We start from the raw sequence: 24,845 nt of genomic DNA on the forward strand, positions 1-24,845 counted from the left end.
TATACATTAATTAATACGAAGGTCTCAGTGTTTTTAGTGTCAAAATACCTACCTTGCAACTATAATATCTGCCAATTGAACAATGGTATGAGTTTACTCCCACCAACCTTGTTTTTATTTACTTTGCTTTAAATCCAACAAAACAATGTAAACATTCGAAATTTAATTTTGGCTATTGTCCTATATATGCATTTATACACTCTGGAGAAACAATGAGTAATTTAAGCTTGAAAAACAAACTGTTGTTATTAGCTATTTTGCCCCTAATGCTACTTTTGATTAGCTTAATGCTGAGCTCTTATTATTTAGAGAATAAAAATCAGCAACAAAATTTTGAATCATTTCAAACTAAGCTGATAAGTGACAAGCAAACGTTATTAAGTACCGAAATTGAAATTGCTAGCAAAATTGTTCGCTATCAATTAGAAAATGGCTCTGAGCAGGATGCTAAAAACGCTTTAAGAGACTTAACGTTTGGCCAAGGTGGTTATTTTTTTATATATGATACAAATGGCGTTAGTGTTTTTCATGCATTATTAGGTGATGCTATTGAAGGGCAAAATAAAATAGGGATGACTGACCCTAACGGTAAAAAAATTATAGTGGGTTTACTGGAGCAAGCAAAAAAAGGCAGCGGGGCTTTTAACTATCATTTTCAAAAACCAAATACCACAGGTCTAGTTGAGAAAATGGGCTACGCAGCAATGATCCCCGGCACAAACTGGATGATTGGCACTGGTGCATATATGGATGATATAGACGCCGAATTAGTTAAATACCAAACGACAATGCAAGAACACATGAATGATAAAGTAATGACCTTATTATTAATTGCTTTATTTTGGGTTGTTTTAACAATTATATGTGCGTTAATTGCCGCAAATACAATGGTAAAACCAATACAGCGTATGGCGCAAAGCCTTGACGATATTGCCAAAGGTGAGGGCGATTTAACTAAACGTTTAGACATTGATACTAACGATGAAATAGGCCAACTTGGCGAAGCATTTAATATGTTTGTAAGTAAGTTACATGGCATTATTGCTAATGTGGTTGATGTAACACACGATGTAAAAACAGCTTCTGGTGATATAAATACACAAACACGATTAATTGAAGACAAACTACTTAATCATAATCACGAAACAGACTTAGTCGCGACAGCAATTACCGAAATGTCAGCTACTTCTCATGAGGTGGCTCAAAATACAAACCAAGTGGCAGAGTCAACCCAAGCGGCAACGCAAGAAGTTGCTAAAGCGCAAGAGTGTGTTGATATTTCACTCAGTGAAGTGTCAAACTTAATGGGAGAAATTAACCTAGCTGCTGAACAAGTTGATTCACTCAGTGATCAATCTAAAAAGATTAATAGCGTACTAAGTGTAATTGGTGGAATTGCTGAGCAAACAAATTTACTTGCACTTAATGCTGCAATAGAAGCTGCGCGAGCAGGTGAGCAAGGCAGAGGGTTTGCTGTTGTTGCTGATGAAGTAAGAAGCCTAGCAAGTCGTACTCAAGTTAGCACACTAGAGATTAGCGAAATGTTGAGTGAGCTACATAATTTAGTATCAGATGCAGTTGCTGCAATGCAAGCGAGTCAAAATAGTTGTAATCGCTCTGTTGATTCGTCTCGTGCTATTTCAGAAAGTTTAGGCGCGGTAACAAGCTCAGTTAGATCAATTAACGACATGAGTACGCAAATCGCAACAGCAGCGCTGGAGCAAAGTAGCGTTACAGAAGAAATAAACCGTAATGTGTTTGCCATTCAAGAAATAGTTAATGAGTTGACTATTTCAAGCAAAACCACCTCTACAGTAGGTCAGCATTTGGCTGCGCGTGGTGAAAACTTAGGCCAGCTTGTTGGTCAGTTTAAAATTTAACAAAGCTTGAAGCTCTACACTAAAAGCCGCTAATAGCGGCTTTATTTTTGTGGGCGATTTTTTGTAAAAATTATTGAATTTTTCGTATGCGTTAAGGTCTATCAGCATGCAAATATACCTATACAGTGAAATAACCATGCAAAACATGCCATCAATTAAACGTTGTACTCGAGAAGAGTTAGCGCCAGAACAAGATTTGGGGCGTTTAGTCTCTTTTTTACGTTCGAGATTAGCCATTCATGTTGATGCCAAGTTACTCCCTATGGACTTAACTTCAGCGCAATATATTGTGGTTGTACTACTTGCGAGAGAGTCGGTTAATACGCTTGCAGGACTCTGCGAGTATATGGTTTATGACCGTGGCGCTATGAGCCGCTTACTAAACAGACTTGAAGAAAAAGGACTCATTATTAAAACGCAATGTGAGTTTGATAAGCGCTCAACTATTTTGTGTTTAAGTGAAAAAGGTAAAGCGCTTTGTCCTGAAATTATGCCTGTAGTGAACGAAGTCTATGCGCAAGCATTAAATGGTTTTTCAGAGCCAGAAAAAAACCAAATAATCGACTTACTATTCAAAGCTATAAATAATCTTGATTTACTGCCAGACTCGCCTCAAAAGTAGATTATCAATAAAATAGCGATACTGTTTCAATAGAAAGTTAGCGTGCTAATTAGTTGATCTGATTGTGCGCAGAATCTAACTTTGATAATATAGTTGCCTAGGCAATTAAAGTTATCATCTTGTTAGGTTTGTTATGATTGAAAATAATTTGTTAGTACAATTACAGCAGCAATATCCAGAACATACTTTTATGCAACAACACTTAAGTGTTGTCCATAAGGGACGTTTTGCTAACGCGATTGTGTATCGATATAAAGATAATGAATTTGATTTAATTGTTAAAGATTTTAGCCAAAGTCCGTGGTTTATCCGCAAAACATTTGCACGTATGTCGGTAAATCAAGAGTATAAAGGGTTGAGCCGCTTAGCTGAGCTTGATGCAGTTGCTAACCGCTTTTGTAGATTGTCGCCTATAGCGGTTGCTTATAACTATATTGAAGGCACGCCACTGCGCGCTTTAATTCATGAAGACAAAACACTACCTGTTAACTTTTTTAGTGAGCTTGAGCGTCAAGTAGCAAAAATGCATCGCAAAGGCATCGTGCATTTAGACTTGCGTAATATGGGTAATATTTTATGCGGCGCAGACGGTAAACCTTATTTTATAGATTTTCAGTCCACTATTAGCTTTTCTCGTTTTCCACGTTGGTTGCAACGCTTTATGCGAGGGTCTGACATGTCAGGTGTATATAAAGCATGGAATAAATTGGGTGAGCAACCTCTGCCACAAAAAAAGCAAGACTATTTAGAGCGCTTTAATCACGTGCGTAAACGCTGGATTTTTAAAGGTTACCCAATACAACGTGGCTATGCGTGGGGCGCTGCACTTATTACTCAATTTGTAGATTCTGACTTGGTACGAAATATTACTGATAGACTTTAATTTCAAGCATAAACCGTAATTTAAAAACACCTAATTCATTGTGTGATTTTGCCCATATTAGCCTAGCTAATATGGGATTTTTTTATTTTAAGTAATCCCTTTGGTTTGCTTACTTGTTGTTTAATCGCTCAAAAACAATTCCTTTTACTGTTTTTTTAATTTTTTAAAATAAATATTAGTACTGCATTTAGTTTGCCCATACAATGCGCAAAAATAGCCTGCGCATGCTTAATAAGTTCACGTTTTTCTGTAATTTTTTATTGTTCAAGTAGACTATAAATAATGTGCGCTTTTAAATTTTAAGGTTTTAAAATGATTGAGTATCCGGTAGACCAACTCCCACAGCTCATAAATGATTTATTGCAATGCGATACAACAGAACGCAAAAATAAATTATTAGCAGATGCGCAGTTAACGCTTTCAACAGAGCACCTGTCATTACTTTTTGAGGCGATACCAAAAGAACAACGACTTGAAATTTGGCAGTTACTTGATGAAGACACGCAACACGAAATTTTTGTTAATTTAAGTGAAGACAGCTGTTTATGGTTATTGCAAACACTTGATGACGTTGATGCATTTAAGCTTCTTGACGAAGTAAATGTAGAAGAACTGCTAGAACTTGAAGAAGTTATACCAGAGCGATTTGTTGAGTATGCAAAAAAGCAACTAGATGAAGCGCAAACCAAACAATATGATTTAGCGCAGCAATACCCGCCAGAACAAATTGGTCACTGGTTAGGTTTTGATTTTTTAAAAGTATCAGAAAAGCTAACAGCTGGTGGTGCTAAAAGATTGCTGCATAAAGGTTTACCGCAATATAGTGAAGTTATTTATTTAGTAAGCCGCAAGGGTAGTTTAATAGGTGAGGTTGCGGTAAATGATTTAATAAAAGCCAGCGACACCGATAACTTAATGACATTGGCAAATCATGACTTTTCATTGCTCCATGCTGATGATGATTTATATGAAGCGGCAGAAGTGGTGATCCACAGTGAAAAAATGGCACTGCCAGTGGTTAATGCTGATAACAAATTACTTGGGCGATTAACCATTGCATCAGCGTACGAATTACGACAAGAAATTGCTGATGAAGCAGCCGCTAAAGCAGGTGGTTTACGTGAAGACGAAGACCTGTTCGCCAGTGTGCGAAAAAGTGCTAAAAACCGTGGCATATGGTTAGGTATTAATTTAGCTACTGCCTTTTTGGCGTCGTGGTTTATCGGTTTATTTGGCGCAACGATAGAACAAGTTGTAGCACTAGCTGTATTAATGCCAGTGGTCGCTTCTATGGGCGGTATTGCAGGTAGTCAAACATTAACCGTTATTGTGCGAGGTTTGGCGCTTGGACAGGTTACAGATTCAAACCGTAGCGCTTTGCTTAAAAAAGAGCTACGTGTTGGCGCTGTTAACGGCTTGGTATGGGCGTTTGTAATTGGGTTACTTACCTTTTTATGGTTTAACGACTTAATGCTTAGCATTACGATTACGGTAGCCATATTATTGAATTTAGTGGCCGCGTCACTAGCAGGTGTTGTTATTCCGTCTATTTTAGACAAAATGAAAATTGATCCTGCGTTATCTGGTTCGGTAATTTTAACTACCGTTACCGATATTGTTGGGTTTGTTACCTTTTTAGGTTTAGGCAGTTTATTGCTTTTATAAGCCTTATGCTAATTCGTTTAATTAAGTGAATTGGTATTACTAACAGGAAAATACAATGACCTTTGAAGTCATGATTTGGTGCGCAATTGCTTTGTGTATTTCACAATCGGCAATATTTTCGGGCTTAAACTTAGCGTTTTTTTCACTAAGTAGGCTTCAGCTTGAAATGGAAAGTGCAAAAGGCAACGAAGCAGCTATAAAAGTGATGGCACTTCGAAACGACTCTAACTTTTTACTATCGACTATTTTGTGGGGCAACGTAGGTATTAACGTACTACTTACACTACTTTCTGATTCGGTATTAATGGGCGCAAGTTCGTTTTTATTCTCAACTATCGCAATTACTATTATTGGTGAAATAACACCGCAGGCTTATTTTTCGCGTAATGCGTTAAAAATGGCGAGCTTACTTTCGCCGTTAATTAAGTTTTATCAGATTCTGTTTTATGTAGTTGCTAAGCCGACTGCTCTAATTCTCGATGCATGGTTGGGTAAAGAGGGGATTACGTACTTTGCTGAAAGTGAGCTCAGAGGTATTATTCGCAAACACATAGAAGCAGAAGAAGCTGATGTTCAACACGTTGAGGGAATAGGCGCGCTTAACTTTTTTAGTTTGGATGAAATAAGCGTAACCAAGGAGGGTGAGGTAATTGATCCAGACTCTATTATTGCTTTGCCTACTAAGCTTGATTTGCCTATTTTCCCAGACTTTACATTAACGACTGATAATGAGTTTTTACGAAAACTACATAAGTCAGGTTATAACTGGGTGATCATTACCAATGAAGACGGTTGGCCTTTATTAGTGGTAGATGCTGATGGCTTTTTAAGATCAGCGTTATTTGAGCCAGATACGTTTGACCCTTATCATTATTGTCACAGACCTATAATTGTTGCTGACGAAGCGATGCGTTTGAGTGAAGTGATTTTAAAAATACGGGCTAATCATTCTTTAGATAAATCGTTTGATGGGGCCATTGATCACGATGTAGTATTAGTGTGGAGCGACGTGAAACGCATTATTACCGGCGCTGATATATTTGGTCGGTTACTCAAAGGTATGAGTGCACCAAAACTCGAACTGCATGAAAATACAGAGAATAAAAAGCCGCTATAAAGCGGCTTTTTGTATTTAGTTGGATGGAGCTTTACGCCCAACCTTCGTAGCGCTTACGACGTGACAGCACTATTGTTAATATAATACCTAAAAACAGGCCTAAAAACGCAATAGCACCACCGTAAGTAAGTAGCTGGCGTTTCTCTTTTGAGCTAGCAGCTTCTTTTTGAGTGCGCTCTTGCTCTAGCGTTGTTTTAAGCTTAGTGATTTGAGCAGATAACTGCAGATTTTGATCTGTTAAAGTTTGGTTTTGTTCTTGTAGCTGTGGAAGTTCTATTTGAGCTTGACGTAGCTTTTCTTGCATAGTGCTCATTTCGCTACTTAGTGTTTTGTACTGTTGGTGTAAGCCAGCTGTTTTAGTAATAAACTTAGTTTCTATCCAGCCTTCGCGGTCTTTATCATCTTTAATTTTTATAAAGCCGTTTTCTTCATTTGATAACAAGGTTAACTTTGTTCCAGCATCTACAGAGCCGAGTAGTCGATAATTTTTACTCGCCCCAGAGCGCATAAAAGTGTATAGATTATCGATAATATAAGCGGTGTTTGCATCCGTTGAATTTGCAGGTTGTGCTTCTTGTGCATAACTCATGAATGTGGTGGCTGTTAAAAGTAGCCCTAATAAACAATGTTTTAGCATTTATCTACCTTGTTGATCTAACTGCGTCCGTTATGAACGTGATTTTTATTTCACATAAGTAGCTAGATAGTATGGATTAAATAGATCAATAGCAAGACTGATATTGTAACCCAGTACGGTAACGCAGGAGTAGTTATCGAGTCCACTAGGTTACAAACCTCACGCCGCGTTTAAATTGCTCCTAGATAGAACGAATTTTAATCCGCAAAGGTCATCAGGCCCTAAAATAAGGTTAAAAAATTTGCATTGTTAAGGCGCTTTGTTTATTTTGAGCACTTATTTATTTTAAAGGTAATCCGCAAACCGAATGGATACTGAGATAGAACTGAAATTTTTGGTATCAGATGCCGTTATTCCACTGATCCCCTCGTTAATTACTCAATTTGCAAAAACGGTGAAGAATAAACCGTCTCGCAGCTTACAAAATGCATACTACGATACGCCCAGCAGAGAGCTTAGAGCGCTTGATATAGGCTTTAGAACGCGTTGTTCTGACAGCGAATGCGAGCAAACTATAAAGCTTGCAGGTGAAGTGGTAGGTGGTTTACACCAACGTCCAGAGTACAATTTACCAATTGAATCAAGCCGCCCTAATTTAATGGCGTTTGATGCTGATATTTGGCCTCATGGCATGCAAATAAGCGCCATCTCAAAAAACCTGTATCCAATATTTAGTACTAACTTTATTCGTCGTACTTGGTTAATTGAAACCGAAAGTGGCGCTAAAATTGAAGTCGTACTCGATAAAGGTGAAATTGCGGCTTCGGGTAAAATTGAAATTATTAGCGAGCTAGAAATTGAGCTTGTTGAGGGTAGTCGTAATGAGCTGTTTGCATTTGCAGATATACTAGTTAGTCAAAACTGCATTCGCTTAGGTTTGTATTCTAAGGCCGCACGTGGTTATCGACTTGCTGATGAAAAGCCTTTAATGCCAAGCAAATCTATTGGTTTTGTACAATTACCAAAGTCGACTACTCAAGAGCGTGCTTTAGTTGAAGCCATGAACTTTGGCATTCGCTTTGTACAAAAGCACGAGCAATGCTATTTCGATAAGCCAAGTTTAAAAACACTTAAACGCGTAACTGACGGCATCAGTTTAATCCGCCATACTTTTTGGTTATACGACGATATAGTATCTAAAGAAAGTACAGAGCATTTACGTACCGAACTTAAATGGTTATTAAGTGAATTAGCGTGGGTAGAAAACGCGATTCAATTAAAAACGTACACGTCTAAACGCCATGCTTTTTATAAAAAAATTAATGCGGCTCCAGCACTTGCTCAAGTCATTGGAGACTTAAAAGAGTTACAGCCAAGCATTGACGATATAAATGCACTGTTTCACAGCGCACGTTATAATCGTTTGTTACTGTCGTTAACTACGTGGTTAATAGATAAACAGTGGCGTAAATATTGGGGGCAAACAGAGCTTCAAGCAGCTGAGCAAAATGTGTCATCTATTGCCAATAGGCTTTTTAATAAAGACTGGAAAAACCTGCACGAATTACTTCCAAAAGAGCAAACTCTCGATGTTGCGTCGTATTTAAACCTGCGCACTCAACTTGAAAATAGTTTACTGAGTGGTAACTGTTTAGGATCGTTATTTGATAAAGAAGAACGCCTAGAGTTTAGACTACCATGGCTTGATATTTCTCATGGTATTTATGAGTTAAGCACGCTTGAGTATTTAAAGCAGTTATGTGCAGGGCAAGAAGATGAGCAGCTTGCTAAAATCCAATCATGGCTAGAGCAAAAGTCTGAATATTTGGTGAGTGCCATGGAGCAAAGCCGTTTGGCTTCATTGGACATAGAACCTTACTGGCAAAAATAAATGATGCACTTTTGTAATAAAATTCAGTTGCAAAAGTGTTTATTCGTTATTCTTTTATTAGTTAGTTTTAACACTTACGCTGAGCCAACATGGCATTTGTATAAAAACAAAAATGGCGTAAGTGTGTATTATCAAAGCCACAGTGATAATACCTTTGAAGTAAAAGCACAGATGAGCGTGAAAGATGTATCCACCAATGAGTTTTTAGAGTTACTTAGCGATACCGATGCTGCACCCCAATGGCTCGAAAATGTATCTCAGGTAAAGGTTATTAAGCACATAAGCCCATCAGAAAATTTAGTGTACAGTTATTTTAATTCTCCTTGGCCTGTTAGAGATAGAGATAGCATTACTCATTCTTGCTATTCACAGTTAACTGTAAATAAGAGCCAATTGCTTATTAATGCTCGCCCTAATGAGCTGCCCCAAAATGATGGTGTTATAAGAATTACTACTTTAAATGCACGCTGGCTACTCAGTGAGAACAAAGGCCGCCTTGATATTGAATACCAAGTATATGCTTTGCCTGATGGGGCAATACCTACTTGGCTAAGTAATAAGGTCGGATTGAAAAGTACTTACAACACATTTATGAATTTGCACCATATGCTTACACATAAAAAATACACTCCAAAACTACCTTTAATCAAAGCAGGTCAATGCTAAATATCGAATATATAATAATTTAATGGTGTGTTGAGTAGTCTTTAACTACGCTTAAGTAATAATGACACGCTATTATTTGGAGAATTGATGAAGTATTTAGTGGCTATCTTATGTTTGATACACAGCTCATTCTTATTAGCTCAAGAATATACCTTTGGTGTAGTGCCGCAATACGAGCCGCAAAAGCTAAATACTATTTGGCAACCTTTGTTAAAGCAAGTAAGTAAGCAAACAGGAGTAACAATAAAGCTAATTACAGTTGAGTCTATTCCTGTATTTGAAAAAGCCTTTGCTAACGGTGAGTACGACTTTGCATACATGAACCCATGGCATAGTGTTGTAGCGTACGAAAAACAGGGATATTTACCACTAATAAAAGATGCAGGGCGAAAGCTGCAGGGGATTTTGGTAGTAAATAAAGACAGTGGTATTGATAATTTAAGCCAACTAGAGGGCGCTGAAATAGCATTCCCTGCGCCTAACGCATTAGGTGCGTCATTATTAATGAGAGCTGATTTAGCATTGTTATACGGGCTAACAATAAAGCCTGTATATGTCCAAACTCATCCATCGGTATATTTAAATGTAGCACTGCACTCAACAATGGCGGGGGGTGGTGTAATGGGCACATTTAAACAACAACCAGAAAGCTTACAAAACAAACTAAAAATTCTCTATAAAACGCGTGAAATTAGTCGCCACCCAATTGTCGCCCACCCAAAGGTTGATGCTGCAATACAGTTAAAAGTACAGCAAGCTATTTTAGATATAGGGCAAAGCTCAGAGCATAAACATTTACTTGCAGGTATCCCAATTATTAACCCTAGTATTGCAAATTTAGCTGAATATCAGCAGCTAACACAATGGGGGCTGCGTTCATTTTATGTTGAAAATTAGAGGGTTCCGTAGCTTAAGGGCGCAAAGCTTTATTGTTGTATTGATATGTGGCTTGCTTATGGCCTGTCTTTTTATGTTCTATGCACTGCCAGAGCAAGCCAGGTGGGTAAACGATGACTTGTCGAAGGCTGCTCAACGCTCTTTAGCGCAGTTATCGACTTCTATAACGACTCCGTTATTAACTAGGCAGTATGCAGAATTGTATGAAGAAATAGACAGCCAGTTACAAACTCGGCCTAATTGGAAAAATATTAAAGTTGTTGATATTGATTCAAAAAACCAGCTCTACCCACTTGATAATTGGGCTGGAGCAAATGAAAACGGCGATATGTTGTTATCTCAGCAAGTGATTTTTTTAGATAAGCCGTTGGCTAATATTAGTTTGGTAGTTAACTTTACTAATGAAATAAAGGAATCTTCAAAACTTCATTACACCTTAATATATATACAATTTATTATTTTAGTTATCGTTTTTATGGGTTTAGCTTGGCTGGTGGATTACAGGGTTACATCGCCTTTGAGGACGCTAAAACAGGGGTTTTCACGCTTAGCAAAAGGCGACTTTGATTGCCATATAGATAAACAGCAACAAAACGAAGTGGGCAGTGTAATAAGTGCATTTAATAATATGGTTGATGAGGTTGCTCATAACCATCAAAAATTGAATGTATTACGTATTCAAGCAGAGTCGGCAAGTAAAGCTAAATCAGACTTTATGGCCAGTATGAGCCACGAATTAAGAACCCCATTAAATGCAATTTTGGGCTTAGCCCAGCTGTATGGATATGATGAAAGTGCAAACAAGGTACAAAAAGAAAACGCGAAAAGCATTTATCAAGCCGGGGAACATCTATTATTACTTATAGACGATGTACTTGATTTAACGGCTATTGAGTCGGGTAATATGCAGTTTAGTTTTTCTTATGTGCCCATTAAAAGCGTATTAGAGGAGTCTGTAGAGCTCGTAACAGAGCTTATTAAAGGGCAATCAATAACGCTGAAATCACAAGGGCTTGAGTCCTTAGAAGGGCTAAGGGTTTATATTGACCAGCGCCGCTTTAAACAAGTAATGCTTAACTTGCTTTCAAATGCGATAAAATACAACAAACCAAACGGCAGTATTAATATTAATTGCCGGGTATTAAGTAATAAACAGTGCGAAATAGATGTAATAGATACAGGGTGTGGATTTGCTCCAGATGATATTTCTCGTTTATTTAAACCCTTTGACCGTTTAGGAGCTGAAACCAGTAAGGTAAATGGTACAGGTATTGGTTTAGTAATAACTAAGCAACTGGTAGAGCGGATGCAGGGCTCTTTAAATGCACAAAGTGAGCAGCACAAAGGCTCTTGTTTTACACTAAACTTTAACAGCTTTGATGAAGCTGGCTTGCCAGCACAAGTGCAAGCTCCTCACATAGCACAGCAAAGTTTAGATACAGTCACTCTTCCTACGCTTGAGGTTTTAGTGGCAGAGGATCAGGTTACAAATCAGCAAGTGTTAAAACAGCAATTAACCATGCTTGGAGTATGTTCTACTTTTGTAAGTAATGGGGAACAAGCTTGGGAAACTCTGCAAAATAAATACTTTGATATTTTACTAACCGATATTCAAATGCCTTTACTTGATGGGTTAGGGTTAGCTAAAAAAATACGCGAAAACACCCGTTTTGATAAACTTATCATAATTGCAATTACTGCCAACATTACCAAAAACAATATAGATAATTGTTATAGTTGCGGAATGAACGGCTTTTTAACCAAACCCATTGAGCTTGTTAAATTAAAGTCGTTATTAATGGAGCACTCGCAAACAATAGTTAATACATGCTCAGAAAAGCCAGATGCTGAAAGTATAACTTCAGATAGTTTTGACCAACTCGATATTACGCTGCTAAAAGCAATGCTTGGTGATGACCCAGCAGTCCACTGCATGGTATTTAATGCGTTTTTACAAACAGCAGGGGAGCAAATTAAATTGGCTAATGCGTATGCCAAAAGCAAAAACTATGTTGATTTAGCTTTTCAGGCACATGCATTAAAGTCGTCGTCAAAATCGGTAGGGGCTATTAAACTGGCTGATATAAGTCAGCAGATTGAAACGCATGCAGAAAATGAATCTATTGATAACAATGAAATGCAAAGTCTAGAGACCTGCTTTAACGATGTTGTTACTCAGCTTAAAAGTTACTGCTTAAGATATGAAAAACGCACATAAAAAATGGCTCATAAAGAGCCATTTTTATTTATCAATGCTTTAATATTTAGCCGCTTGTCCTTCTTTAGGTAAAGCGTGCTGTATAAAGTCACGTAAATCGTTGTTAGAGCTTTCTAAGTCAGCATGGCGAAGGTACATCATGTGTCCACTTCTGTAGCCTTTAAAGCTCAAACGATCTTTCATCTTACCGCTTGGATCTAATTGCCATAACGTATATTTAGCGTCAAAGTAATTGGTTGCGCCATCAAAGTATCCTGATTGAATCATCACGTTTAGGTAAGGATTTTGCGCCATTGCTAAACGCAGGTTTTCGCCCGTATTGTTACCGGTTCTATCCCACGGATGAACATTACCAAATAAATTATATTTTACGTCTGTTTTATAGTTTAGCTCTTCACGCAAATAATGATTAATTGCAGGGGTAAAAGAGTGTAACCAAGAGGTAAGTTCAGCCCAGTAGTCAGGAGATTCACCCGCGTCGCGTTTATCCATTCCTAAATAACGAGAATCTAAGCGACCCACAGTTTGACCACGTTCACGTAGTAGCTCTTTCCAGAAAAATTGAGTTGGAACATCTAAGTTATTTTGCTCAACAAATTTTTCTGATAAGCCTGCGTAGTGCGCCATCTTTGTAATTATGCGACGTTTTTCATCAGCGTTAATAAAACCACCTTTAGCAAGCGCTGGAATTAACTCATTTACAGTAAACTCTTCAACTTCAGGTAATAACTCATCAAGATCTTTAGCTTGTAAGTCGGCTTTAAGTGCTTTGTGATACCAAGCAGTCGCTGCAAAGTAAGGTAGGCGGTTAGCGGCCTTAATCGGACCGTCGCGCTTAATACCAATATCGGTAGGTGATACGAGAACAACACCGTTTATGTACATCCACTGACTGTTTTGAAGCTCATGAGCAAGACCCGATACACGTGTTGTACCGTAGCTTTCACCAATTAAAAATTTAGGCGAGCGCCAGCGCTCTGTTCTATTTACAAAGGTATTTAGCCACTCAGCAAGGTATTTAATATCGGCATTAACACCAAAAAATAACTCTTTTTGTTTTGCTTTAGAAGGAAGTTCGCCTTTTTCGTTTTCAAGTACGCGAGAATAGCCAGTATTTACCGGGTTTACGTAAACAATATCGGCAATATCAAGTATAGAATATGGATTGTCTTTTACGCCATAAGGTTGAATTGGATAGCCTTCGTCATCAATTTTTAATACGCGAGGGCCAGTATAAGCAAGATGCATCCATACAGAAGCCGAACCTGGCCCGCCATTAAATGAAATAAGTAATGGGCGAGTTGTTCTGTCGTCAACTTTGTCGCGTGTGTAGTAGGTGTATTGTAGTGTAGCAACCGCGTCGCCTTTATCATCCCATACAGGTTGTGTGCCTGTAGCTACGGTATAACTAAAACGCTGGCCATTAATTTTAGCCTTATGTTGAGTAACTACTTTGCTGTCTACATCAATACGACGTTGGTTATCGGCAAGCGTGCTTGTACTAATTATTAATGCGATAACGGTTATCGGTAAACTGATAATACGACTAAGCTTCATTAGGTGTCCTTATTATTTTTGATACACCATTAAAGACATTAATGAGTTAAATAACAAAAGTATTGAGACTAGTTGCCGATAATACTAGTTAAGTAAAATATAAATGCGCTTAAAGACGCGCATTTATCACTTTTATAGTTATTTTGAATTTAGTTTCTTTATTTAGTTAATTATAAAATTCAGGTATATTGCGGCCCTACTTGTATTGATTTTATATACAAGCTATCACTAATAAAATCTAATGGATTACGCTTTCAAGCACATCAGTGCACTCTACATCGGATGTTTATAGACAAACGCTATTACCGCAATAGCGTTGTATTTATTGTTTTGTTACTAAATTAATTAAAGGTAAAGAGAAGCTTTATGCAAAGAGTATTAGTGGTTGAAGACAGTAAAGTAGTGCAGCAGGTACTTCGCCACTTAACTGCACAATACCTTGATGTAGCAATTGATTTTGCCTGGTCTTTAGCTGAATGCGCAACCTATGTAGAAAAGCACGATTATACGCTTGCGTTAGTCGATCTAACTCTACCCGATGCTCCGCACGGTGAAGTTGCAAAATATACTTTATCTAAAAAAATTCCTACGGTTGTTTTAACTTCAAAAATAGATGAATACAAGCGCCAACAAATGCTTGAATTAGGTGTTGTTGATTATGTTATTAAAGATAACCGTGATTCTTACCACTACGCTGTAAAACTCGTTGCGCAATTACTAAGAAACCAAGGCTGTAAGGCATTAATAGCTGATGATTCCATGTTGAGTCGCTCGTTAATGAAACAAATGCTTGAAAAGCAATTGTTCGATGTAACAGATGCCCACGACGGCCAACAAGCACTCGAAATATTAAAAACTAATCCTGATATAAAGCTACTAATGACTGATTACGCTATGCCCTCTATGGATGGCTTTGAGCTGGTTAAAGCGGTGCGTAATTTTAGAGGCCGAGACGATTTAGCAATTATTGGTTTATCGGGCGCTGGAAAACATGGGCTATCTGCACGATTTATTAAATATGGCGCTAATGACTTTTTAACAAAGCCATTTATGAATGAGGAGTTTCATTGTCGAGTACTTCAAACAATGGAGCAGCTGTCGTTAATCTCAGATATTAAGGAAAGTGCACATAGGGATCATTTAACAGGGCTTCATAACCGACGCTATTTTTATCAATATGCAGAAAAGCTTCTTAAAAGTAAAAATCAGAAAAACACTCTAGCGTTACTTGATATCGATTTTTTTAAAAATATTAATGATACGTTCGGTCATGAAGGCGGCGATCAGGCTTTAAAACAGGTTGGCTCATTAATACGATCTACATTCTCAAAGTTTACGGTTGCACGGGTTGGCGGAGAGGAGTTTGCCATAATATTACCAGAGATAGAGCTTGAACGTGGTCGAGAATACTTTGAAGCATTTAGAAAAAAGCTGGCTAGTTACGATTTTTCTATAAGCGATAAATCAATTAAAATTACCACGAGTATAGGCTTAGCAGACTTTCAAGACACTAGCTTAACGCAGGCAATGCGTGTTGCTGACAAAGCATTATACGAAGCTAAAAACCAAGGTAGAAACTGCGTGGTATAGCTTTGTTATATAAAGCTAAGCATGCAATTAATATAAAGCTAAGCATGCAATTAACATATTGCACGCACCAATGTAGATAACTTGTTAAATTAACGCACCTGATTGGTGCGTTTTTTTTGTTTTTTAGTTTCTGTTTTGCACTAACTTATTGTTTTAAAAAATATAAAAATAGTGGCACAAAGGTTGGATTGTTTAACCCAACAGGATAACAATAAAGAGTCCGAGGGGGCCGCTATGAAAATGATTAGTGCAATCATAAAACCATTTAAATTAGACGACGTGCGTGAAGCACTCGCTGATTTAGGAATTGAGGGGATGACAGTAGTTGATGTTAAAGGTTTTGGACGTCAACGAGGTCATACTGAGTTATATCGTGGTGCAGAATACCAAGTAGATTTTATTCCTAAGATCAAACTTGAAATTGCAACGCGTACTGAAAATTGTCAACGCGTTGTTGAAGCAATCACTAAAATTGCATCAACTGGTAAAATTGGTGATGGTAAAATTTTCGTATACGACTTAGATCAAATTGTTCGTATCCGTACTGGCGAACTTGACGAAGAAGCAATTTAAGGGGGTCTCATGGAAAATACAATAATAGAACTAAAATTTTCACTCGATACCTTCTATTTTTTAATATCAGGTATATTAGTAATGTGGATGGCAGCAGGTTTTGCCATGTTAGAAGCGGGCTTAGTTCGCTCTAAAAACACAGCTGAAATTTTAACTAAAAATGTCGCGCTGTATTCAATTGCATGTACGATGTTTTTATTAGTTGGCTACAACATTATGTATGTAGACAATGCCGAAGGTGGTTTTATTCCTTCAATAGGCGCTTTAATTGGCACACAAGCTGCTGATGCTGACCATTCTTTAGAATCTGACTTTTTCTTCCAAGTAGTATTTGTTGCAACGGCTATGTCGATTGTATCGGGTGCTGTTGCTGAGCGCATGAAGCTATGGGCTTTCCTTGGCTTTGCTGTAGTACTAACTGGTTTTATTTACCCTATTGAAGGTTACTGGACATGGGGTGGTGGTTTCTTATCTGAAATGGGCTTTGTAGATTTTGCAGGTTCTGCAATTGTACATGGCGCAGGTGCAGCTGCTGCACTAGCAGGTGTATTAATCCTAGGTGCTCGTAAAGGCAAATATGGTAAAAACGGTGAAATATACCCAATTCCAGGTTCAAACTTACCACTTGCTACACTAGGTACATTTATTTTATGGATGGGTTGGTTTGGCTTTAACGGGGGGTCTCAATTACTACTTTCGGATAAAGAAAACGCAACAGCGGTAGGTCAAATATTACTTAATACTAATGCAGCTGCTGCAATGGGTGCTATTGCTGCACTGTTTGTATGTAAGGTACTTTGGGGCAAATCAGATTTAACCATGGTATTAAACGGTGCATTAGCAGGTTTAGTTGTAATTACTGCTGACCCACTTTCACCTTCTCCATTAATGGCATGTTTACTAGGTTTACTTGGTGGCTCATTAGTTGTGTTTAGCATTATAGCACTTGATAAAGTTAAGATTGACGATCCAGTAGGTGCTATCTCTGTACACGGTGTGTGTGGTGCATTAGGTATTATGTTAGTACCGCTAACCAATGGTGATGCAAGCTTTGTTAATCAGTTAATTGGCCTACTTTGTATTCTTGCCTTTGTATTTGTAGCATCATTTATTGTTTGGACAGTGCTTAACAAAACAATGGGTATACGAGTAACTGAAGAGGAAGAACTAAACGGTATGGATCAACACGATTGTGGTATTGAAGCCTACCCAGAGTTTGTTTCTGTTCGAAATAGCTAATAGTTTATTTAAATAATAGTGTGTTTACACAAAGCCCTACTTCGGTAGGGCTTTTTTTGTTTCAGGGGGGGTTAACTTTTCGGATGTTAGGGTATGCCCAATATGCTAAGCTCACACTCGTGAATAACCCTTGGAATAAATTACACTTAAATGGCCGACAATAAAAAAACACCTACCAGCAAACCCGCAGCTAAACGTGCAAGTAAATCGTCAAGCACGACAAAAAAAAGCACATCAAAGGGCAGTAAAAAAACAGTGAAGCCCACTGCCAAACGCTCTTTTATGAGAAAAACATGGTCAGTGTTTTGGAAATTCAGCTTGGCTGTTTTTATTGCAATGGCAATGTATTTCATTTACCTAGATTCAAAAACAACACGTATATTTGAAGGTAATAAATGGCAACTTCCAGCACAAGTGTATGCTCGTTCTATGGAGTTTTATCCGGGGCAATTTTTATCTAGCCAAGAAGTTGTGTTTGAGTTAGAGCGTTTACATTATTCATCTGTTAATAGATTAAGCAGAACAGGGCAGTTTGTTAAAACAGCAGATAGCATCAAAATTTATCGCCGTGATTTTGAATTTTATGATGGTCTTGAAGAATCACATATTATTGAACTTCGTTTTGCAGGGCAAAAAGTTGCGACCATTAAAGATAAGTTCGGCAGGCGTGTAAACTCTGCTCGCCTAGAACCTGTGCAAATAGCGCGAATTGGTAACGACTCTAAACAAGATAGAGAATTTGTACCGCTAGATAAGTTTCCAGCCATGCTTAAAGATACGCTACTGGTGGTTGAAGACCGTGATTTTTATGAGCATCATGGTGTGTCGGTATTTTCTATTTTACGTGCGCTTTATTCAAATATTAAAGCGGGACGCACCGTTCAAGGTGGCAGTACACTTACTCAGCAATTAGCTAAAAATATTTACCTCACGCGAGAGCGTTCTCTAGTACGAAAAATAAATGAAGCCTTTATTGCTCTTATTTTAGATTATCGCTACTCAAAAGATCAGATATTAGAAGCTTACTTAAATGAAGTATACCTAGGGCAGTCATACAACCAAGGCATTCATGGTATGGGGCTTGCTTCTGATTTTTACTTTTCAAAGCCTGTAGACGAGCTTGAGTACGATCAAATTGCTCTGCTGGTGGCAATGGTTAAAGGCCCATCTTATTACAACCCACGTCGTTATAAAGAGCGCACAATGGAGCGCCGAGACTTAGTGCTTCGTCTAATGGTCGAAAACAAGTTACTTAGCACAAAAGAGTACCGTGCATCGCTTGATCGCCCAATTGATATTGCGCCAATGAAGGCCAGTTTACAAAAATCATACCCAGGCTATTTAGAGCTAGTAAACAGAGAGTTAAATAAATTATTACCTGATCAGCAAACACTTGATGCAGGCGTAAGAGTATTTACTTATTTTGACTTGCAAAAGCAAACAGCAATGGAAGAGTCGATTGAAAAGAGCTTACCGTATTTGGAAAACCGCCCTAGAACCGAAAAACTAGAAGCGGCCATGATCTCTGTTAACGTAGAAAAGGGCGGTGTATCTGCACTTGTTGCAGGGCGCGATGTTCGTTACTCAGGGTTTAACCGTGTTTTAGATACAAAGCGTAATATCGGCTCGCTGGTAAAGCCTGCCGTGTATTTAACTGCACTGCAATTACCGCATTATAATTTAGCTACACTGCTTGATGACTCACCAGTACAGGTTACAAACGAGCAAGGTAAAGTGTGGCAACCAGAGAACTTTGATCATCAATACCGTGGTGCAATTCCTTTGTATAAAGCATTTAGTAACAGTATTAATATTCCAGCAGTGAATTTAGGCCTCGATGTAGGTGTTGATAAGGTAGTTAACACACTAAAAGGTTTAGGTGCCACAGGGGCGATAGATGAATACCCATCGTTGCTTTTAGGGGCTGTTGAAATGTCGAGTTTTGAAGTTGCTCAGCTTTATACAACAATTGCTGCAGATGGCGAATATAAAAAGCTTACTGCAATTTCGGCCTTAACCGACTCAGTTGGTAAAGTACTTTATAAGCATGAAGTAAATGCAGAGCCTCGTTTTGACAAGTCAGCAATGTATATGACTAAATATGCAATGAAGCGCGTAACGAAAGACGGCACTGCTAAACGCTTAAATTTACACTTCCCATCAATCCAACTAGCAGGTAAAACAGGCACTAGTAATGATTCACGTGATAGCTGGTTTGCAGGTTTTGATCAAAATACAGTGACTGTTGCGTGGCTTGGCCGAGATGACAACAAAAGCACGGGCTTAACAGGCAGTGTAGGCGCATTAGAAGCGTATATTCGTTACTTAAAGCCACTCAACCCACAAGCAATAGCTGATACTCGTCCACCATCAATACGCTGGGCATTTGTAAATGAGCAAACGGGTAAGCAGGCACCACCAGGATGTGGCAAGGTGATTCAGCTACCACTTAGAGCGAGTGAGTTTGAGCCAAGACCACAGTGTATACGTTAATTTAAGATTACTTTAAACAACAAAGCCGCTTATTTAGCGGCTTTGTTGTGAGTTGTAGTTAACGCTTAAGATTTAAAAAACTGCATTGATTTGGTTAAATCATTAGATAAGCGACTTAGCTGCTGTGCATCTTGCAGCGTTGATTGAGCTGATGTTAGCGTCTGATCTGCTAAATTACTTACCTCTTGTGAATCATTCAATGCTTGTGTTGTGGCATTAGATTGCTGTTTAACACGCTCTGCAATAACTTCACCCTGATGTTTAATATCACCCATGCTTTGTTCTGCACTTTGCAATACATCATTAGTTTGATTGGCTGCTTTTACTGATTGCTCCATTTTTTCAACACTTGAGCGCATTTTTTGCTGAGTGTCGTCAGATGCCTGTTGTAAGGAACTAATAATTTGGTGAATTTCTTGGGTTTGCGTTTGTGTACGCTGAGCAAGTGTTCTTACCTCATCGGCTACAACGGCAAATCCACGACCATGCTCGCCGGCTCGTGCGGCTTCAATAGCGGCATTAAGTGCAAGCAAGTTTGTTTGATCTGCTATCTCACTGATCCCTTTGCTAACTTTGCTAATTTCTTGGCTATCTTGTGCTAGCTTATCGAGCGCTTGTTGGCTTTCTGCAAATTCAATTTGTAGATTTTGCATATATTTAGCAAGCTCCATTGTATTGTCTGAACCTTGTTTTACATGCATTGCAGCATCTTGCGCGGTAAGTGTTGCTTGGTGCGCTGATTCTTCAACTGCAAGTGCGTTTTGAGCCATTTCACTTAAAGCATTATAAATAGCGTTTACTCGGATTTGCTGTTTTGAAACGTCATTGCTTGTTTGGCTACTCGCATGTGATAGCGATTTAGTTGCGCCGCATAGCTCTTCTGTACTGGTTTTAACATCAAATAATAAGTGTGAAAATGCGTTAAGTAATGCGTTGTAACGCGATGCAATAATTCCCATTTCATCATTAGTGCTTGAATCGATAGTTGCATTTAAGTCGCCATTCGCGGCTCTATTCGCGGCATCAGCAAAGCGATTAATGGTATCAACAACCGCAAAATAAAAGCCTATCATTAAATAAAATGCAAATAATAAACTAATCAATGAAGCAGCTAAAACAAGATTTCGTGTCCACTGTTGAGTCTGTAGTTTTGCTTCAATAAGGCTCTCAAGTGTTGGAATGCTCTTACTAACAAGTTGATTAATACTGCTGTGAACGTTGTTTGTTAGCTTAGTGAACTCTGCTTGAGTTAATAAAATGTCATCTGGCTCAAGTAGTTTTTCATCTATCGCTTTTTTGAATGCACCCACAGCACTGTGTAAGTTAGTTAAAGGAGGCATGAGCGCTTTGTTTACTGATTTATCTGCATTGGTGGCTACATTGAGTATTTTATCGAGTTGTTTTTCGTATAAAGGAAGTGACTTACTAAAATTTGAAAGTGCTATAAACGTATCGGGCGTAAAACGATTACTAGCTAAAACAGTATTAGCGCTTTGCGCTGTTGAGTTTATTTGCATTATAAGTGCAGGAACTGGCGTGACTAAAGAGCGGTTTACATAAGCGCTTGCTAATTGATTGTCTAAGGCTAGATTTGATTGAATAGAAACAAGTTCAAGTACTTCATTTGCTTGAGTGTTTTTTATATCAAAGCCGAGTGAACGGGCTATTTTTATATTTTGATTTATATCACCTTGCATCAAGTTTGAAAGTATAGGTCTGTAGCCTTTTAGGCCTTGCTGCTGCATTTTTGAAACAGTAATACTGTCACTTAATAATGAGACTAAAAAAAACAAACTAAGAGCAAGAGGAACGAGTAAAATTCCAAACATTAAGCTGATTTTAGTTTTGTATTTTAAATTTGCCATTAGCTGGATAGCGGGAAAAGAAAATTGACGTAATCCTGACATAAGGCTCTCTTGTATTTTTGTAATTAGGGTAAAGGTGAATAGACCTTGTTATGCTTAATTATCATTCATTTATAATACTTTACAAATAAAAAAAGCCCTTTCGGGCTTTTTTCAATCTTTAGTCTTAATTACACACTTTAAAAACAAGCGCTTATAAAATATAAAAAGTAATTTTAACTTAAAGTTTAGCAAACGAGCGTTCTGCCGCCGCTATTGTGTCTTTTACTTCTTGCTCAGTATGCGCAGCACATACAAAACCAGCTTCAAATGCTGATGGAGCAAGGTAGACACCTTCTTCAAGCATAAGGTGGAAAAAACGTTTGAAGCGCTCTAGGTCACACTCAGTAGCTTGTTTGTAGGTCGTTACTTTTTCAGCATCAGTAAAAAAGAATCCATACATGCCGCCAGCATAGTTAGTTGTTAGCGCAATACCGGCTTTTTTAGCACCAGCTTCAAAGCCTTCACAAATTGCTTTTGAAATAGCTTCTAACTTATCGTGTAGACCTGGCTCACTTAATAGCTCAAGAGATTTTAAACCTGCAGCCATTGCAATAGGGTTACCAGAAAGAGTACCCGCTTGGTAAACAGGTCCTACAGGCGCAATGTAATCCATTATTTCTGTTTTACCACCAAATGCGCCAACAGGCATGCCGCCGCCAATTACTTTACCTAAACAGGTAAGGTCTGGTTTAATGTTGTAATAAGCTTGTGCGCCGCCAAGTGCAACACGAAAGCCCGTCATTACTTCATCAAAAATAAGCACAGACTTGTATTCATCACATATTGCGCGTAAACCTTCTAAAAAGCCTTCAACAGGTGGAATGCAGTTCATGTTACCAGCTACCGGCTCTACAATAATACAGGCAATTTCGTCTGCGTATTTTGCAAAAATAGCTTTTACTTCATCTAAGTTATTAAACGAAACTGTAAGTGTATGCTTAGCAAAGTCTTCAGGAATACCTGGAGAATTAGGCACACCCATTGTTAGTGCACCAGAGCCCGCCTTAACTAATAACGAGTCAGCGTGACCGTGGTAACAACCTTCAAATTTTAATATTTTATCGCGACCGGTAAAGCCACGTGCTAAGCGAATTGCACTCATTGTCGCTTCAGTGCCTGAGCTAACCATGCGTACTTTTTCGATTGATGGAACTAGCTCTTTTACTTTTTCAGCCATTAGTATTTCGGCTTCAGTTGGTGCGCCATAGCTAAGGCCATTTTCTACAGCTTCGTGTACGGCTTGTTTAATTGCAGGGTGGTTATGGCCCATGATCATAGGCCCCCAAGAGCCAACATAATCAATGTAACGATTACCGTCGGCATCAAATGTAAACGCGCCTTCTGCTTTTGTAATGAATAGTGGAGTACCGCCTACACCATTAAAAGCACGAACTGGTGAGTTTACGCCACCAGGAATAGAAGCTTGGGCGCGTTCAAATAAGTCTTGGCTAATTGTCATGAAAAATCCTATAAATTGTCACTTAAAAGGGGGTTAGCTGTCGCGTTTGCGGCTAAACCAAGGTACGTCTACTTCATACTTATCGACTTTGTTTTCTACGCCGAGTGTTAAAGCAAACAGTGCCATACGAATTAATACGCCATTTTGTACCTGGCGAAATATTGCTAAATTGTCGTTACTGTTTAAGTCGTTATCAAGCTCGTTGGCTTCTAAGCGACTGTCACGTGGAAGAGGATGCATTAATACTGAGTTAGGCTTACAGTGAGCGCTGTAAATAGACTGGCTAATCCTAAAGCCACCACGGTATTTATTTGCTTCTTCCTGCGAAGGAAAACGCTCTTCTTGAATACGAGTTTGGTAAACAATATCGGCTGCTAAATTACCTTCCATCTTATTTACTAGCTCAATTTTATGCCCAGCATTTTCTACTGCATCTAAAATGCTTGTTGGCATTTGTAAGCCATCAGGCGCGACCATCGAAAACTTTACGTTTTTATAATGGCACAATAGTTTAGATAAAGAGTGCACTGTGCGGCCATATTTTAAATCGCCAACCAGGGCTATATGCATGCCATCAATATTTTGACCAAAACGATGTAATTCGCGCTCAATGGTTAGTAGGTCGAGCAATGCTTGAGTAGGGTGCTCATTTGGGCCGTCACCACCATTAATAACTGGTACAGTACAACCATCAGCAAATTCGCTTACAGAGCCTGCATCAGGATGGCGCATAGCTACGGCATCAGCGTAAGCTGAAATAACTCGAGCAGTATCGTAAAGAGACTCACCCTTAGCAAGGGCTGAACTTTGCATACCTGTAGTTTCACGTACGCCACCGCCAAGTAAGTTAAAGGCGGTGCCAAAGCTAACTCGTGTACGAGTGCTTGGTTCAAAAAACAAATTAGCTAAAATAGCGCCTTCTAGAACCGTAGTTTGCTTTTGCTTTTTAGCATAAGGCTCCATTTTTTTTGCTACTGCAAAAATACGTTCAATGCAGTCTCTGTCTAGCTGATTTACAGACAGTATATGCTCACCTTGGAAACTTAACATGGGGTTATTCCTAATCAATCAAATGGGCGCGATAATCCATAAATGGGGCACGCAATCGCGCGTGTTATAACAAGTATTGTAAATTGCAGCGCAGTTTAACATGCACCGAAATGCTTATAAATTAGGTTTTATTACCGCAAGAGCCACTATGATGAGTAGCGCAATAACTGGGAGCTCATTAAAAATACGGTAAAAGCGGTCTGTTTTAGTGTTGCGGTCATGTTTAAAGTCACTCAATAACTTAAAACAGTAGCCGTGGTATATATATAATATGATCACCAGCACTAGTTTATAGTGCAGCCACATACTGTATCTAAACCAATCACGACCATATTCAACAATGGTTAATACACCAAATACAGCGGTTAATACAGCAAATGGGGTAACGAAATAAAGTAGTCTGCGCTCCATAACTTTTAGCATAGAGTTACATGATCTTTCTTCACTCATCGCGTGATATACAAATAAGCGAGGCAAATAAAAAATACCGGCAAACCATGCAATCATAAAAAATATGTGGAGTGTTTTATAAATCAATAATGCGCTCATAATAGTCCTATT

19 protein-coding genes are annotated in these 24,845 nt (G+C 38.5%); 13 read left to right on the forward strand and 6 right to left on the reverse strand.

Translation table 11 applies throughout. The features are described 5' to 3' along the window. Nucleotides 1–212 precede the first annotated feature (212 nt). From EU510_RS15055 to EU510_RS15075, 5 genes are all read left to right on the forward strand, one after another. A complete protein-coding gene (locus EU510_RS15055; RefSeq protein ID WP_149594167.1) occupies nt 213–1,880 on the forward strand; it encodes a methyl-accepting chemotaxis protein in 1,668 nt (555 codons plus the stop codon). 106 nt (nt 1,881–1,986) lie between these two features. After that, nucleotides 1,987–2,502: a MarR family winged helix-turn-helix transcriptional regulator gene (locus EU510_RS15060; RefSeq protein ID WP_262501238.1), complete on the forward strand. Its 516-nt coding sequence runs from the start codon at nt 1,987–1,989 to the stop codon at nt 2,500–2,502. Between the two features lie 133 nt (nt 2,503–2,635). Then, complete coding sequence (locus EU510_RS15065) at nt 2,636–3,385, forward strand: RIO1 family regulatory kinase/ATPase (protein WP_149594168.1); 750 nt, start codon at nt 2,636–2,638, stop codon at nt 3,383–3,385. A 312-nt stretch (nt 3,386–3,697) separates the two neighbouring features. Next, the gene (locus tag EU510_RS15070) at nt 3,698–5,050 is read left to right on the forward strand and encodes a magnesium transporter (RefSeq protein WP_149594169.1); all 1,353 of its coding nucleotides are present in this window, start codon (nt 3,698–3,700) and stop codon (nt 5,048–5,050) included. A 55-nt stretch (nt 5,051–5,105) separates the two neighbouring features. After that, nucleotides 5,106–6,167, forward strand: coding sequence for a DUF21 domain-containing protein (locus EU510_RS15075; protein WP_149594170.1), 1,062 nt, complete (start codon nt 5,106–5,108; stop codon nt 6,165–6,167). Nucleotides 6,168–6,198: 31 nt separating this feature from the next. Here EU510_RS15075 and EU510_RS15080 read toward each other — a convergent pair whose 3' ends face one another. Next, complete coding sequence (locus EU510_RS15080; RefSeq protein WP_149594171.1) at nt 6,199–6,804, reverse strand: TIGR04211 family SH3 domain-containing protein; 606 nt, start codon at nt 6,802–6,804, stop codon at nt 6,199–6,201. A 307-nt stretch (nt 6,805–7,111) separates the two neighbouring features. On the opposite strand from EU510_RS15080, the gene EU510_RS15085 reads away from it, so the two are divergent. From EU510_RS15085 to EU510_RS15100, 4 genes are all read left to right on the forward strand, one after another. Then, the gene (locus EU510_RS15085; RefSeq protein WP_149594172.1) at nt 7,112–8,635 is read left to right on the forward strand and encodes a CYTH and CHAD domain-containing protein; all 1,524 of its coding nucleotides are present in this window, start codon (nt 7,112–7,114) and stop codon (nt 8,633–8,635) included. Then, complete coding sequence (locus EU510_RS15090) at nt 8,636–9,301, forward strand: START domain-containing protein (RefSeq protein WP_149594173.1); 666 nt, start codon at nt 8,636–8,638, stop codon at nt 9,299–9,301. 87 nt (nt 9,302–9,388) lie between these two features. After that, nucleotides 9,389–10,198, forward strand: coding sequence for a phosphate/phosphite/phosphonate ABC transporter substrate-binding protein (locus EU510_RS15095; protein WP_149594174.1), 810 nt, complete (start codon nt 9,389–9,391; stop codon nt 10,196–10,198). After that, nucleotides 10,185–12,416, forward strand: a complete 2,232-nt coding sequence (locus EU510_RS15100) for an ATP-binding protein (RefSeq protein WP_149594175.1) — start codon at nt 10,185–10,187, stop codon at nt 12,414–12,416. The genes EU510_RS15095 and EU510_RS15100 overlap by 14 nt, the downstream gene beginning before the upstream one ends. Before the next feature lie 39 nt (nt 12,417–12,455). Here EU510_RS15100 and EU510_RS15105 read toward each other — a convergent pair whose 3' ends face one another. Next, nucleotides 12,456–13,973: a S10 family peptidase gene (locus EU510_RS15105; RefSeq protein WP_149594176.1), complete on the reverse strand. Its 1,518-nt coding sequence runs from the start codon at nt 13,971–13,973 to the stop codon at nt 12,456–12,458. 366 nt (nt 13,974–14,339) lie between these two features. Here EU510_RS15105 and EU510_RS15110 point away from each other — a divergent pair, with 366 nt between their 5' ends. The 4 genes from EU510_RS15110 to mrcB all read left to right on the forward strand — a co-directional run bounded on the left by EU510_RS15110 (nt 14,340) and on the right by mrcB (nt 19,868). Then, nucleotides 14,340–15,563, forward strand: coding sequence for a response regulator (locus EU510_RS15110; RefSeq protein ID WP_149594177.1), 1,224 nt, complete (start codon nt 14,340–14,342; stop codon nt 15,561–15,563). 234 nt (nt 15,564–15,797) lie between these two features. Beyond that, a complete protein-coding gene (locus EU510_RS15115) occupies nt 15,798–16,136 on the forward strand; it encodes a P-II family nitrogen regulator (RefSeq protein ID WP_004587162.1) in 339 nt (112 codons plus the stop codon). 9 nt (nt 16,137–16,145) lie between these two features. Continuing rightward, nucleotides 16,146–17,375 (forward strand): ammonium transporter, encoded by a 1,230-nt coding sequence (locus tag EU510_RS15120; protein WP_149594178.1) that lies wholly within the window; start codon nt 16,146–16,148, stop codon nt 17,373–17,375. Nucleotides 17,376–17,525: 150 nt separating this feature from the next. Further along, nucleotides 17,526–19,868 carry a penicillin-binding protein 1B gene (gene mrcB / locus EU510_RS15125; RefSeq protein WP_149594179.1) on the forward strand — a complete coding sequence of 781 codons (2,343 nt, stop codon included), beginning with the start codon at nt 17,526–17,528 and terminating at the stop codon, nt 19,866–19,868. A 65-nt stretch (nt 19,869–19,933) separates the two neighbouring features. Here the strand turns inward: mrcB and EU510_RS15130 are convergent, their stop codons facing one another. The 4 genes from EU510_RS15130 to EU510_RS15145 all read right to left on the reverse strand — a co-directional run bounded on the left by EU510_RS15130 (nt 19,934) and on the right by EU510_RS15145 (nt 24,833). Further along, complete coding sequence (locus EU510_RS15130; protein WP_149594180.1) at nt 19,934–21,775, reverse strand: methyl-accepting chemotaxis protein; 1,842 nt, start codon at nt 21,773–21,775, stop codon at nt 19,934–19,936. Between the two features lie 178 nt (nt 21,776–21,953). Further along, nucleotides 21,954–23,234: a glutamate-1-semialdehyde 2,1-aminomutase gene (gene hemL, locus EU510_RS15135; protein ID WP_149594181.1), complete on the reverse strand. Its 1,281-nt coding sequence runs from the start codon at nt 23,232–23,234 to the stop codon at nt 21,954–21,956. Between the two features lie 33 nt (nt 23,235–23,267). After that, nucleotides 23,268–24,284: an aspartate carbamoyltransferase gene (locus tag EU510_RS15140; protein WP_002958914.1), complete on the reverse strand. Its 1,017-nt coding sequence runs from the start codon at nt 24,282–24,284 to the stop codon at nt 23,268–23,270. Nucleotides 24,285–24,398: 114 nt separating this feature from the next. Then, nucleotides 24,399–24,833 carry a CopD family protein gene (locus tag EU510_RS15145; RefSeq protein WP_149594182.1) on the reverse strand — a complete coding sequence of 145 codons (435 nt, stop codon included), beginning with the start codon at nt 24,831–24,833 and terminating at the stop codon, nt 24,399–24,401. Nucleotides 24,834–24,845 lie beyond the last annotated feature (12 nt).

Source organism: Pseudoalteromonas sp. FUC4 (assembly GCF_008370255.1).
Classification (GTDB): domain Bacteria; phylum Pseudomonadota; class Gammaproteobacteria; order Enterobacterales; family Alteromonadaceae; genus Pseudoalteromonas.